The following is a 12,266-nucleotide window of genomic DNA, read 5'->3' on the forward strand; positions in this document are numbered from 1 at the left end:
GCGATCGCGCGCACCGCCGAGGCGTACCTCGAAATCGGCGCCCTGGACCGGGTGCTGGACCTGTGCGCGGCCGGCATCGCGCTGGTGCAGCGCGACCGCCACAAGACGACGGCGCCGTACCTGCAGGCGGCCTACCTGCGCCGGGTGATCTCCCTTTACGCCAACGGTGTGCGCGCCGCCCACGAGCTCGGCGACCCGCGCATGCTCACCTGGATGGAGCTGTCCAAGAGCCACGCCCTGCCGCGCCCCGGCCGGGCGCCGGACGACGCGGCGCTGGAAGGGCAGCTCGCCGACCTCAGCCGCCAGATCGACGAACACCGCGCCCGGCACGGCGGCGCCGACCCGCTGCCTTTGCGGCAGCGCCGGCGCACCCTCTTCGACCGGCTCGTGACGCTCGGCGCCCGCGCGGGGCCGGCGGCGCCGTCGTTCCACCTTGACCGGGTACGCCGTGCGCTCGCCCCGGACCAGCGCGCCGTCTCCTACTACTGGGTCGACCCGACCCGGCTGCTGATCGTGGTCGTCGCGCCGGACGGGGCCACCAGCCACCTCCAGCCCGTCGACCCCGACCAGCGCCGGGCCGTCGACGAGCTGGCCGCCGCCGTGTACTCCGACCGCGTCACCGCCCGCGACCTGCCCCCGCTGCTGGACCGGATCGCGCCCGCGGTCCTGCCCGACCCGGTACGCGCCGCGCTGGCCGGGGCCCGCCGGCTCCTCGTCGCGCCGCACCGGGCGCTGCACGCCGTGCCGTTCGCCGCGCTGCCGTTCGAGGGGCGCCGGCTGCTGCACGCGATGGCCGTGGCCACCATCCCGAACCTGACCTGCCTGCTGCTCCCGACCGAGGTGCCCCCGCTGCGGGTGCTGAGCGTGGGCGTCACCGACTACACCCGGGCGGCGCCGCACGCCGGCGGCCCGGTGCCCCCGCCCCGCTGCCGAGCGCCGAACCGGAGGCGGCGCAGGTCGCCAAGGCGTACACGGAAAAGGGCGTGCCGGCGCGGGCGTTGCTGGGCCCCGCGGCCCGGCAGGACACGCTGCGCGGCCTGATGTCCGACCCCGCGACGGCGCCGACCTGCGTACACCTGGCGGTGCACGGCAGCAACGTGGAAAGCGACACCCCGCTGGAGTCGTGGCTGCTGCTCGCCGCGTCCCGCCTGGACGGCCTGCACCTGGTCCACTGGCGGCTGGACGGCGCCACCGTCGTGCTGTCGGCCTGCTGCTCCGGTCAGCGCGCCATCGGCGGGCGGGGGATGGCCGAACTGCCCGGCGACGACCTCTTCGGCCTGCAGGGCGCGTTCTTCGCCGCCGGCGCCCGCCAGGTGCTCGGCGCACTGTGGCAAGTGGAGGGTGGCATCGCCCGGCCGCTGACCCTGGCGTTTCACCGCGGCCTGCTCGACGGCCTGCCCGCCGACGTGGCGCTGCGCCGCGCGACCCTGCACCACCTCGACACCGACCTGCTGTTCACTCGGCTGGCACACTGGGCGCCGTTCTTCCTCATGTGCCTGGGAACGCCGCAGCCGACCACCTCTGGGAGCCCCGCATGAACGTCGTCCGCTTCCACATCGAACTCGCCGACCCTGGGCAGGCCGACGCCGTGGCGGCCGCGGTGCGGGAGCGGCTCGGCCAGCTCGACGGCGTCGACCGCGTCCAGGCCGCGCCCACCGAGACCCGCGACCTGGCGACGGTGATCGCGGTGGTGGCTGCCGCGGTGGCGTTCACCCGCAGCGGCGGCGACCTGGTCGCGAGCCTGCGCCACCTGGTCCAGGAGTTGCAGGGCCTGGTCACCGATCTGCGCGGCCTCAAGCGCGTGGTGCTCAACGTCGACGGCGAGGAGGTCGACATCGACCAGATGGACGACGAGCAGCTAGCCGCCCTAGCCGCCGCCGAAGACGCCGCCTGACCCAAGCCACCACGCCACCCGCCCGTCCCACGCCCGCGCCACTCGGGCTCGCGTCCGCCCGGTGCGCCCTGCGTCCGCGCCGTGTGCCGTGCGTCGGCCCCGTGCGCCCTGCGCCCGCCCCGTGCGGCGGTAGAGGCTCGCCCCGCCGCCCGCTCCGTCGATCAAGGGCAAACGGTCGTGCTTTGATCTCCGATCCACGACCCTTTGCCCTTGATCGGCGTGGAATCCCTTGATCGACGTCGTTGAGCTAGGGGTTGTGGGTGGCGCAATGCGCGGCACAGCGTAGATGATCTTCCTGCTGGGGAAACGCTAAGTCGCCAAGATCTATGCGGCATGTCACCCTCGTCGACAAGCGCCTGGTATGCCTCGCCACGCGCAAGCCGGGTTGCCCCTGGAGGGCCAGGCGCGTAGCTCTCCCGCAGGGTGTCTGATCCCCACGGAGCCTTTTGATCTTTCTTGGTGGGCCAAACCGGGATCTTGCGCCCGGTTATGTCGGGCATTTCCGTCCACAAGATCTGGCCCTGCCCCACCAAGAAAGATCAAAGGGCGCAACGTGCTCGCTCGCGAATTTTCTCGCCACAGCCGCCCTTGCGGCGTCGATCGGTCAGGCGGGATTGCCGGCCGTGTCGCCCCTGCGTATGGCGGAGGCCCAAGCTGTGTTCTCGCGCGTGCTGATCTCGACGACGCGTTCGGCGAGCAACACCTCGGGGGAGTTGGCGTCGGCGTATGGGCCGGCGCGCTGCGCGAACAGCCACCCCTCGTTCCGGAGCTCCTCGGCCGCCGCACGGTATGCCGGGTAGTTGTCCTGGATCCGCAGCAGGCCGCGGGCGCCTTCGAGGAACGCGATGCCCGCGCCCAGCACCGGTGCGAACCAGCGTGGGGCACTGAACGCGACCGACGCCGCGATCACCAGCGCGGCCGACAGCTGGGCGAGTCCGAACGCCAGGTAGCCGAGCCGGGTCTTGGTCGCCTGCCGCGAGTACCAGCGGAACCGCTTGACCAGGAGAAGCTCGGCCGGGGACTGGCCGACGTCAGGAAAATCCGCAAGATCGCCGCCTGGCATGGTTCGCGCCCGTCTCCCGTCATCGCCACCGTCGCGTCCGAGTGTCCGCGCTGTCGGACTGTACCGGTGGCGGGGAGGGCCGGCTGGCCCACGGTCTGACGCACAAACCGGGCGGGGCGCGGTCAGGGGACTGGGCGGCTCGCCAGCCGCCGGAGGCGGTGATGTCGGTGGCGTCGCGTACGCCGTGCTCCGCGGCGAGGAAGCCGGCCACGGTCGTACCGTCGTCGAGCGTGATCCCGCCGAGCCCGAGCGGCCCGGGCAGCGTGTCCAGCAGCTGCCCGACCGCCTGGTGCGGCACCTGCCACACCTCCACGGCGATGCCACCGGCCGGGCCGTCGCCGGTGCGTACCAGGCCCGGCCGGGGTAGGCCGGGGCCGGGCAGGCGGTACAGGCGGTATCCGGCGGCGGTGCGGGCCCGGAAGGCGAGCCGGGCCCCGCCGCCGACGAGCTGGTGGTTGAGCGGCAGGCCGGACAGGTGCGCGCCGGCGACCGCGAGCAGTGTCGAGCCGGGCGGCACCGGCGGCGGCGACACCGGCTCGCCGCACCACGTGGCGGCGAGGTCCAGCAGCGGTGCGTCGGCGAACGCGGGGGCGATGAACTGCACGCCGAACGGCAGCCCGTCCGGGCGTTCGCCGGCGGGTACGGCGACGGCGCACAGGTCGAGCAGGTTGGCGAAGTTGGTGAACTGGCCGAGCCGGGCGTTCACGCCGAGGGGGTCGGCGGCGACGTCGGCCAGCCGGGGATGCCCGGGGGTGACGGGCAGCAGCAGGGCGTCGACGTCCGGCCAGACCGCCTCGCTGGTCCGGCGCAGGGTGGCCAGCCGTTCGAGGCCGGCGAAGACGTCGGGGCCGGCGATGTCGCGCCCGCGCAGCACGATCTGCCGGACGGTCGGGTCCAGGTGCGGGCCGTCGGGTTCGAGCAGATGGCCGAAGGCGGCGTACCGGGCGGCGACCCACGGTCCTTCGTAGAGCAGGGTGGCGGCCTGCAGGAACGGGGTGATGTCGACCGGTACGACGTGCGCGACGAGGCCGCGCAGCCGGTCGACGGCCGCCGCCCAGGCGGTGCGGTGCTCCGGGTCCAGGTCGAGCGGGGCGTCGGGCACGGCGACGACCCGCATCCGGGCCGCGATGCCGGCCGGCAGCCGCGCCGGGACCGGCCGGGACCACGGGTCGTCGGGGTCGGCCCAGGTCAGGGCCGCCAGGGCCGGTCGGGCGGCGGAGACGGTACGCGTCAGCGTGGTCACGCAGTCGACGCCTGCGCACGCCGGCAGGACGCCGGTGGTGGACACGAGCCCGCGGGTGGGCTTGACGCCGACGATGCCGTTGAACGCGGCGGGCACCCGCCCGGAGCCGGCGGTGTCGGTGCCGAGCGCCAGCGGCACCAGCCCGCTCGCGACCGCGATGGCGCTGCCGGAGCTGCTGCCGCCGGAGATGTGGGCCGGGCTGGCGACGCTGTGGCAGGCCCCGTACGGGCTGCGGGTGCCCACCAGCCCGGTCGCGAACTGGTCCATGTTGGTCTTGCCGACGGGCACCGCGCCGGCCTCGACGAGCAGGCGTACCGCGGTCGCCGACGCCTTGGCGCGGGTGTCGGCGAGCGCCGGGCACGCCGCCGTGGTGGGGTGCCCGGCCAGGTCGATGTTGTCCTTGATCGCGAACGGCACGCCGGCCAGGGGCGCGGCCGGGTCGGCGCGGCGGGTGGCCGCGTCGACCTCGGTCTGCTCCAGCCGCAGGGTCCACAGTGGCTGCACATGCACCTCTTAGGACGCGGAGGGAATCTTGCCTACCACGCCGTTCACGAAGTAGTCGATCGACTCGATGGTCTTGTAGTCGGGCACGGTGCCGGCGGTGACGCGTACCGTGCCGGCCTGGTCGACGACCGGGCCGAGGAACGGCGAACCGTCCTTGCTGATCTTAGCCTTCGCGTCGTCGACGAGCGTCTTCGTGCCGGCGTCCACCGCCGGGCCGTACGGCGACTGGACGAACGGGTTGTCCCCGGTCTTGAGGCCGACCCGGAAGTTGGCGTTGTACGCCGAGCCGGTGAATTTGCCGTCCAGCGCGGTCCGCACCATCTTCGTGTAGAGCGGGCCCCAGTCCCACTCGGAACCGGTCAGCCAGCCCTTCGGGGCGAGCGAGCTGGCGTCGGCGTGGTAGCCGACGGTGTACGCCCCGGCGGCCTCGGTCGCCCGGATCACGGTGGCGGTGCAGTCCTGGTGCTGGCTGATCACGTCGACGCCCTGGGAGAGCAGGCTCTTGGCGGCCTCCGCCTGCTTGGCCGGGTCGCACCAGTTGGAGGTGTTCACGACGTACGTCTTGGCGGCCGGGTTGACCGACGCGGCGCCGAGCTGGAAGGCGTTGATGTTGTCGAGCGTCTGCGAGATCGGGAACGCGTAGACGTACCCGAGCTTGTTGGTCTTGGTGGCTTTGCCGGCGACGATGCCGGCGAGGTAGACCGGCTCGTAGACGGTGCCGAAGTAGGTGCCGAAGTTCGCCGGCACGGTGCCGTCCACGATGTTGCCCTGCTGGAGGACGACGACGTCGGGGTTGGCCGCGGCCACCTTCAGCGCGGGGTCCTTGTGGCCGTACGACGTGGCGAAGATGATCTTCGCGCCCTTGCGGATCATGCCTTCCATGACGCGGGTGGCGTTGTCGTCCTCGGGCACGTTCTCGGCCGTGAGCACCTCCAGGTCGGGGTACGCCTTGGCCACCGCCTGACTGCCCTCGTACGCGGCCTGGTTGTAGCCGTAGTCGTCCTTGGGGCCGACGAAGATGAAGCCGATCTTCGTGCCGCCGGTGCCCGGCGCGCCGGTCGCGGTGCCGCCGGTGGTGCCGCTGGTGCTGTTGGTGGCGCAGCCGGCGAGCAGCACGGCCGCCGCCAGCACGGGAAGGATCCTCATGGGTCGCACCTCTATCGGGTCGGGGTCAGGTCGAACACTCTGGACAGCCCTTCCGGGGCGGAGTTGACGCGGCGCCGGCCCAGCACGATCAGGGCGGCGATGGTGACCAGGTAGGGCAGCGCGTCCAGGACGAACTGGTTGAAGCCGTAGCCGCGTGCCTGCAGCGCGGGGGACAGGGCCAGCGCCGCGCCGAACAGGTACGCCCCGCCGACCGCCCGCAGCGGGTGCCAGGCGGCGAAGATGACCAGCGCGACCGCGATGAAGCCGCGCCCGGCGGTCATGTTCTCGAACCAGGCGTTGGCGTACGCGGTGGACAGGTGGGCGCCGCCGATCCCGGCGAGCAGCCCGCCGCCGACGACGGCCAGGTAGCGCACGAGCACGGGGGAGTGGCCGTACGTCGAGAGCACCTCGGGGCGCTCGCCGGCGGCGCGTACCACGATGCCCCACCGGCTGCGGAACAGCAGCCACCACAGCGCCGGGGCGAGCAGGTAGGAGACGTACACCAGCGGGTCGTGGTCGAAGAGCACAGGTCCGAGCCACGGGATGTCCGCGAGGACCGGGATCGGGTACGGCTGGAACGGGCTGATCGCCTGCCCGACGTACGCGGCGCCGAACATGGCGGTCAGTCCCGCCCCGAGGAAGAGCACCACGAGGCCGGTGGCCAGCTGGTTGGCGCCCCGGGAGAGCACCATGAACGCGTGCACCGCGGCCAGCAGGCCGCCCGCGAGGGCACCGGCGAGCACGCCGGCCCACGGGTTGCCGGTCTCGGCGGTGACCGCGTACGCGGCGAGGGCGCCGGTGAGCATGCTGCCCTCGGTGCCGAGGTTGATCACCCCGGCCCGCTCGGCGAGGGTCTCGCCGAGCGCGGCGTAGAGGATGGCCGTCCCGCCGCGTACCCCGCCGGCCAGCACGTCGACGAAGATCATCGTTTTCTCCCCAGCATCACCAGAAGGACGACGGCCATCAGGACGTTGAGCGAGGCGGCCGGCAGGCCGGAGTCGATCTGCAGGCTGTCCCCGCCCATCGCGATCGCGGCCAGCAGGAGCGCGGCGAGGCCGACCCGCAGCGGGCGGTGCATCGCCAGCCAGCTGGCGAGGAACCCGACGTACCCGAAGCCGGTGGTCATCCCGGGCCGCAGCTTGAACTCGGTGCCGGCGAAGTGCACCAGCCCGGCGAGGCCGGCCAGCGCGCCGCCGACGAGCATCGCGGACAGCAGCAGCGGGCCGACCCGCAGGCCGGCTCGGCGGGCCGCCTCGGGGTTGCCGCCGACCACGCGCAGCCGGAAGCCCCACTCGGTGTACCGCAGCGCCCACCAGACCCCGCCGAGGGCGAGCAGGGCGAGCACGATGCCGGCGTTCACCGTGCCGCCCGTGGTGAACAGCGGCAGCCGGGCGGTGTCGGCGAGCGGCCGGGAGGACGGCTGGCCGAAGCCGGAGGCGTCCTTCCACGGGTCGTAGATGAGCCCGAGCATGATGTCGATGGCGATGAAGTTGAGCAGCAGCGTGCTGATCGCCTCGTTCACCTTGACGGTGAGCCGCAGCCCGGCGGCGAGCCCGGCCCAGGCCGCGCCGGCCGCCATCGCCGCGAGCGCCATCAGCGCCAGGACCAGGCCGCCGGGCAGCCGCTGATCGGCGACCAGGCCGACGCCGGCCGCCGCCACAGCACCGATCACGATCTGTCCCTCGCCGCCGACGTTGAGCAGGCCGGCCCGCGCGGGTACGGCGACCGCCAGCGCGGCGAGGATGAGGATCGCGGCGCGTACCACGACGGTTTGGGCCTGGGCCGGGTCGGCCAGCGAGGCCAGCAGGTCGGCGTACATGGCGAGCGGGTTGACGCCCTTGGCGGCGGCGAAGGCGCCGAAGATGGCCGGCGCGGCGGCGATCCCGACGACCCAGCGCAGCCACCCCGTGTTCTTTTGTCGATTGTCGACAGTTTCTGGGCGTACGTCGGTCGTCGCGACCGCGGTGTCGGTCATGCTGCCCTCCCGCCAGAAGCGGCGGAACATTCGCGCTGCGCGCTCATGCCGCCCACCCACCTCCCACCATCAGCTGGCCGATCGCGTACCGGTCGGTCTCGGCCGGGCGGACCACCCCGGCGAGGTGGCCGTCGTGCAGCACCGCGATCCGGTCCGAAATGGACAGCAGCTCGTCCAGGTCCTCCGAGACCACCAGGACCGCGGCGCCGGCGTCCCGCTGCTCGATCAGCAGCTCCTGCGTGCGCCGGGTGGTCGCGATGTCCAGGCCCCGGCTCGGGTACGCGGCCACCACCAGCGCGGCCGGCTCGCCCAGCGCCCGGGTCAGCACGACCCGCTGGATGTTGCCGCCGGACAGCTCGCCGAGCACGCGGTGCCGGGGCGCCATGCGCAACCGTGCCGTCGCGTCGCGGCGGTCGGCCGCCGCGGCGGCCGACCGCCAGTCGACCCCGATCCGCCGCCGGCCGCGCGGCGCGCCGGCCAGCGCGAGGTGCTCCAGGACCGTGAGTCCAGGCACGACCGCGTCGGTGATCGGATCTTCGGGTACGCCCACCGCGCCGGCCGCGATGGCCTGGCGCGGCTGCCCGTGCAGCGCCTTGCCGGCCAGCCGCACCGTACCGGCGGCCGCCTTGCGCAGGCCGAGGATCACCTCGCACAGCTCCCGCTGCCCGCTGCCGGCGACCCCCGCCACGCCCACCAGCTCGCCCGGGTACAGATCGAGGTCGACCTGGCGCAGCGCGGCGTGCCCGCGGTCGCCCGCGACGTGCACGCCGCGCAGCTCGACCACGGCCGCTGCCGTTTCCTGACTCTTGCGGTCCTGGGGAAGGGGCGGCACGGCGCGGCCGACCATCGCCTCGACCAGCTCCGCGTCGCTCAGCCCGGCCGGATCCGCGTCGCGCAGCACCACCCTGCCCCGCGCAGCACGGTGACCCGGTCGGCGATCGCGCGGGCCTCGTTCAGCTTGTGCGTGATGATCACCAGGGAGAGCCCCGACGCGCGCAGCGCCCGCATCGCGGCGAACAGCGCGTCGACCTCCTGCGGGGCCAGCACGCTGGTCGGCTCGTCCAGGATAAGCAGGCGGGCCCCGCTCATCAGCACCTTGAGGATCTCGACCCGCTGCCGCTCGCCGATCGACAGGTGGCGTACCAGCGCGCCGGGGTGCACCGGCAGGCCGTACCGCTCGGCGGCGGCGGTTATCTCCGCCTTGTTGACCTTGCAGCCGGGCAGCGCCAGCGCGATGTTCTCCGCGACGGTGAGCGCCGGCACCAGGCGCATGTCCTGGAACACCATGCCGATCCCGGCGGCGCGGGCGGCCGCCGGCGAGCCGATGGCGGTCGGTACGCCGTCGACGAGGAACTCCCCGGCGTCCGGCCGGTACACCCCGTAGATGAGCTTCATGAGGGTGCTCTTGCCGGCGCCGTTCTCCCCGAGGACCGCGTGCACCTCGCCCGGTGCCACGTCGAAGTCGATCCCGTCGTTGGCCACGACGTCCCCGAAGCGGCAGGTGAGCCCGCGTACCGCGAGGAGTGGTTTCATGCGTCCTATAGGACAGTCCGTTCGTTACCGCCCTGTGTCGGGGTGGTAACGCGTGACGCTCCTATAGGATGGCCCAGTTCCTATAGGATGGCTCGGTGACGACCATGGGGCTGCCCCGGCTGGAGCGCGCGGCCGGCGCCGGCAACACCGGCGACCGGGTCCGCGACATGCTCGCCGAGGGCATCCTCAGCGGCCTGCTGCCACCCGGCACCCACCTCAACGCGGACTCCCTCGCCAAGCAGATCGGGGTCAGCCACATCCCGGTACGCGAGGCGCTGCGCTCCCTCGCCGCCGACGGCTGGATCGACTACCGCCCGCACCTCGGCGCGTACGTCCGGGCCCGCACCGAAGACGAGCTGGCCGACCTGTTCGAGGCCCGGCTCGAACTGGAGGGGCGCACCACCGCCCTGGCCGCCGAACGCCGTACCGCCGACCAGCTCGCCGAGCTGGACGCCATCCTGACCCGGCAGGCGGCCGCCGAAGACCCGCTCGACCTGGCGCGGGTCAACGCGGAGTTCCACATCGCGGTGGCCGCCTGCTCCCAGAACGAGTGGATGACCGGGTTCGTCCGCTCGCTCAGCATGCGCGCCCGGTTCTACTTCTCCACCGTGGCGCCGATCCGGAAGGAAGAGTCGCTGCGCGACCACCGCGCCATCGTCGAGGCGCTGCGCCGCCGGGACAGCGCCGAGGCGGAGCGGATCGGGCGGGCCCACGTCGCCAGCACCCGCGCCGACGTGGCCCGCGCCTGGCCCGGGGCCGAAGCCAACCAGCAGGGCCCGGAGGGCCGGTGACCTAGCCGACGAGCCGCAATTGCCGGTTGGCGTAGGTCATCCCGAGCAGGTGGTGGACCCTCGCGAGGGTGGCGTCGGCGAGTTGGCGGGCCCGCGTGTTGCCGGTGTCGAGCACGCTGTCGAGATAGGAGACGTCGTCGGCGAGGCCGGCCCGGCGTTCCCGGACGGGCCGGAGCAGTTCGTTGACGGCCTCGGTCACCAGCTGTTTGAGACGGCCGGCGCCGCCGTTGCCGATCTCGTCGGCGAGCCGACGCGGGTCCGCGCCGCTGGCGGCCGCGAGCAGGTCGAGCAGGTTGGCGACGGCGGGCCGGGCGACCGGGTCGTACGTGATGCGCCGTTCGCTGTCGGTGGGCGCGCGCCGGATCATCGCCGCGGTTTGGTCTTCGGTCGCTTGCAGGGCGATGCCGTTGCGCCGGGTCTTGCTCATCTTCTTTCCGTCCAGTCCGGCCAGCATCGGCGTGGCGGTGAGCAGCGCGTCGGGCTCGGGAAACAGCGGCGCGTGCTGGGCGTAGCGTTCGTTGAATCGCCGGGCGATGAGCCGCGTGGTCTCCAGGTGCGGGAGTTGATCGAGACCCACCGGGACCAGGTTGGCGTGGCAGAACAGGATGTCGGCGGCCTGGTGAACGGGGTAGGTCAGCATGAGACCGGTCGGCGGCCTGCCGGTGGCCTCGGCCTCGGCCTTGACGGTGGGGTTGCGGTGCAACTCGGCGTCGCTGACCAGGCTCAGGAACGGCAGCACCAGTCCGTTGAGGGCCGGGACGGCGCTGTGCGTGAAGATCGTTGATCGGTCGGGGTCGATGCCGGCGGCCAGGTAGTCGGCGACGACGCCGCGGACCGTGGCGGGCAGCCGCCGGCCGGCCTGTTGATCGGTCATCACCTGGTAGTCGGCGATCAACACGATCACCTCGACGCCGAGGTTCTGTAGTCGAACCCGGTTCGCGAGCGTGCCGAGGTAGTGGCCGATGTGCAGGGCGCCGGTGGGCCGATCGCCGGTCAGGACTCGAAACGTGCGCGGTGCCGCCCGTACCTGGTGCTCGAGCGCGGCGCTGCGGTCGAGTGCGGCCTGCTGTGATGGGGTCCGGTTAGACATCGGTGGTCTCCTTGAGTGCGGGAGGCCGACCTTTCGAGGCTGCCTAGCCGTGCGTTCGTCCCGGGTGGCGGCCGCGAGAGGGCGGCCCAGGACGTGAGTGGTCAGGGTCGCCGGTCGGGCGACCACCGCCAGCTCACGAGAACGCGGGACATGCTTCGATCGTGCCCGACGCCCATCGCGGACCGCAACCGAGCTTCGCCGATAATGGCTCACCGTGGCGTTGCGTGACGTGTTGGCCCGGGTGGACCGCGATCTGGAGCTCGGCCACGTCCATCCGGCGATGCAGCGACTCGCCAGCCTGGTCGCGGCCTATCCGAACGACCTGGAACTGCGGGCCCGCCGGGCGGCCCTCAACCGCCGGATCGGCAACCCGGTCGAGGCCGGCCGGTGGGGCTTCCTCACCGAGGAGGTCACCGCGGCGGAGGTCACCGCGTTCGAGCGGGCGCTGCCCCGGGCCTGGACCCGGCTGTCGGCCCTGCGGCTGCGCGACGACCCGAGCGGGCGGCTGGGGCAGCGGGCCGCCCGCCGCTACCGTTCCCTGATCGAGCAGGTGGAGGCGGAGGCCGGCGGCGCGGTCACGGCCGTCGCCGACGAGCCGGCGCCGGCGGTGGCGCAGGCGGGTCGATCGTTCTCGTGGCTGATCCTCGGGCCGTTCCTGCTGTACGTGGTGTTCGCGCTCGGGCTGCTCGGCCTCGCGATCGTCGGACTGATCGCACTCATTCGTGCGTGGGTAGGGGCGCGATGACCTGGTTGCGGGAGTGCTGGTAGATCACCGAGCTGCGGAAGCCGACGATCTCGCGGCGCTTGCTGAACTTGTCCATCAGGAACGCGTGAAGGGCGTCGACGCTCGGTACGGCGACGTGGACGCACCCCGTACGTCTTCTGCCGGCCGCCGGAGGACGGCGGCAGCGGCGACTCCTCCACGCACACCGCCACCGGGGTCGTCGCGGCGCTGCACGCGGTCTGCGACGCCGCGTTCAGGGCATTGGCCAGACCCTGACCGGAATCCTGAAGGACGCTACGCGGG

Annotated in this window: 12 protein-coding genes; 4 read left to right on the forward strand and 8 right to left on the reverse strand. The window is 73.0% G+C overall.

Annotated features, from left to right (window positions below):
* Positions 1-818: 818 nt before the first annotated feature.
* Together Prum_RS42125 and Prum_RS42130 are read left to right on the forward strand one after the other, a co-directional pair.
* Positions 819-1,538 (forward strand): CHAT domain-containing protein, encoded by a 720-nt coding sequence (locus Prum_RS42125; RefSeq protein ID WP_371871418.1) that lies wholly within the window; start codon positions 819-821, stop codon positions 1,536-1,538.
* Complete coding sequence (locus Prum_RS42130) at positions 1,535-1,894, forward strand: hypothetical protein (protein WP_173082818.1); 360 nt, start codon at positions 1,535-1,537, stop codon at positions 1,892-1,894. Before Prum_RS42125 ends, Prum_RS42130 begins: the two co-directional genes overlap by 4 nt.
* 604 nt (positions 1,895-2,498) lie before the next feature.
* Here the strand turns inward: Prum_RS42130 and Prum_RS42135 are convergent.
* From Prum_RS42135 to Prum_RS50260, 7 genes are read right to left on the reverse strand one after another with little or no spacing between them, the layout of a single operon-like run.
* Positions 2,499-2,957, reverse strand: a complete 459-nt coding sequence (locus tag Prum_RS42135) for a DUF4231 domain-containing protein (protein ID WP_173082820.1) — start codon at positions 2,955-2,957, stop codon at positions 2,499-2,501.
* Between the two features lie 19 nt (positions 2,958-2,976).
* On the reverse strand, positions 2,977-4,704 hold the full coding sequence (gene atzF / locus Prum_RS42140; RefSeq protein WP_173082822.1) for an allophanate hydrolase: 1,728 nt from the start codon (positions 4,702-4,704) through the stop codon (positions 2,977-2,979).
* A 9-nt stretch (positions 4,705-4,713) separates the two neighbouring features.
* Positions 4,714-5,850: a BMP family ABC transporter substrate-binding protein gene (locus Prum_RS42145; protein WP_173082824.1), complete on the reverse strand. Its 1,137-nt coding sequence runs from the start codon at positions 5,848-5,850 to the stop codon at positions 4,714-4,716.
* Between the two features lie 11 nt (positions 5,851-5,861).
* Positions 5,862-6,776, reverse strand: coding sequence for an ABC transporter permease (locus Prum_RS42150; RefSeq protein WP_173082826.1), 915 nt, complete (start codon positions 6,774-6,776; stop codon positions 5,862-5,864).
* On the reverse strand, positions 6,773-7,825 hold the full coding sequence (locus Prum_RS42155) for an ABC transporter permease (RefSeq protein WP_218577623.1): 1,053 nt from the start codon (positions 7,823-7,825) through the stop codon (positions 6,773-6,775). The genes Prum_RS42150 and Prum_RS42155 overlap by 4 nt, the downstream gene beginning before the upstream one ends.
* Before the next feature lie 43 nt (positions 7,826-7,868).
* Positions 7,869-8,726, reverse strand: a complete 858-nt coding sequence (locus Prum_RS50255; protein ID WP_218577624.1) for an ATP-binding cassette domain-containing protein — start codon at positions 8,724-8,726, stop codon at positions 7,869-7,871.
* Complete coding sequence (locus Prum_RS50260; RefSeq protein WP_218577625.1) at positions 8,696-9,358, reverse strand: ATP-binding cassette domain-containing protein; 663 nt, start codon at positions 9,356-9,358, stop codon at positions 8,696-8,698. Before Prum_RS50260 ends, Prum_RS50255 begins: the two co-directional genes overlap by 31 nt.
* A gap of 104 nt (positions 9,359-9,462) precedes the next feature.
* On the opposite strand from Prum_RS50260, the gene Prum_RS42165 reads away from it, so the two are divergent.
* Positions 9,463-10,149, forward strand: coding sequence for a GntR family transcriptional regulator (locus Prum_RS42165; RefSeq protein ID WP_246278707.1), 687 nt, complete (start codon positions 9,463-9,465; stop codon positions 10,147-10,149).
* 1 nt (position 10,150) lies between these two features.
* On the opposite strand, the gene trpS is transcribed toward Prum_RS42165, so the two are convergent.
* Positions 10,151-11,239, reverse strand: a complete 1,089-nt coding sequence (trpS, locus tag Prum_RS42170; protein ID WP_173082832.1) for a tryptophan--tRNA ligase — start codon at positions 11,237-11,239, stop codon at positions 10,151-10,153.
* A gap of 214 nt (positions 11,240-11,453) precedes the next feature.
* On the opposite strand from trpS, the gene Prum_RS42175 reads away from it, so the two are divergent.
* Positions 11,454-11,984, forward strand: coding sequence for a DUF6584 family protein (locus Prum_RS42175; RefSeq protein WP_173082834.1), 531 nt, complete (start codon positions 11,454-11,456; stop codon positions 11,982-11,984).
* Positions 11,985-12,266: the final 282 nt, after the last annotated feature.

Origin of the sequence: Phytohabitans rumicis (assembly GCF_011764445.1) — a bacterium.
GTDB classification, from domain to species: Bacteria; Actinomycetota; Actinomycetes; order Mycobacteriales; family Micromonosporaceae; genus Phytohabitans; species Phytohabitans rumicis.

What these genes read in the sequence shown, in the direction of transcription:
- Prum_RS42135 (WP_173082820.1), bottom strand. Translation starts at nt 2,957, where the DNA reads ATGCCAGGCGGCGATCTTGCGGATTTTCCTGACGTCGGCCAGTCCCCG.
- Prum_RS42130 (WP_173082818.1), top strand. Translation starts at nt 1,535, where the DNA reads ATGAACGTCGTCCGCTTCCACATCGAACTCGCCGACCCTGGGCAGGCC.
- Prum_RS42145 (WP_173082824.1), bottom strand. Translation starts at nt 5,850, where the DNA reads ATGAGGATCCTTCCCGTGCTGGCGGCGGCCGTGCTGCTCGCCGGCTGC.
- Prum_RS42165 (WP_246278707.1), top strand. Translation starts at nt 9,463, where the DNA reads ATGGGGCTGCCCCGGCTGGAGCGCGCGGCCGGCGCCGGCAACACCGGC.
- Prum_RS42150 (WP_173082826.1), bottom strand. Translation starts at nt 6,776, where the DNA reads ATGATCTTCGTCGACGTGCTGGCCGGCGGGGTACGCGGCGGGACGGCC.
- Prum_RS50260 (WP_218577625.1), bottom strand. Translation starts at nt 9,358, where the DNA reads ATGAAACCACTCCTCGCGGTACGCGGGCTCACCTGCCGCTTCGGGGAC.
- trpS (WP_173082832.1), bottom strand. Translation starts at nt 11,239, where the DNA reads ATGTCTAACCGGACCCCATCACAGCAGGCCGCACTCGACCGCAGCGCC.
- Prum_RS42155 (WP_218577623.1), bottom strand. Translation starts at nt 7,825, where the DNA reads ATGACCGACACCGCGGTCGCGACGACCGACGTACGCCCAGAAACTGTC.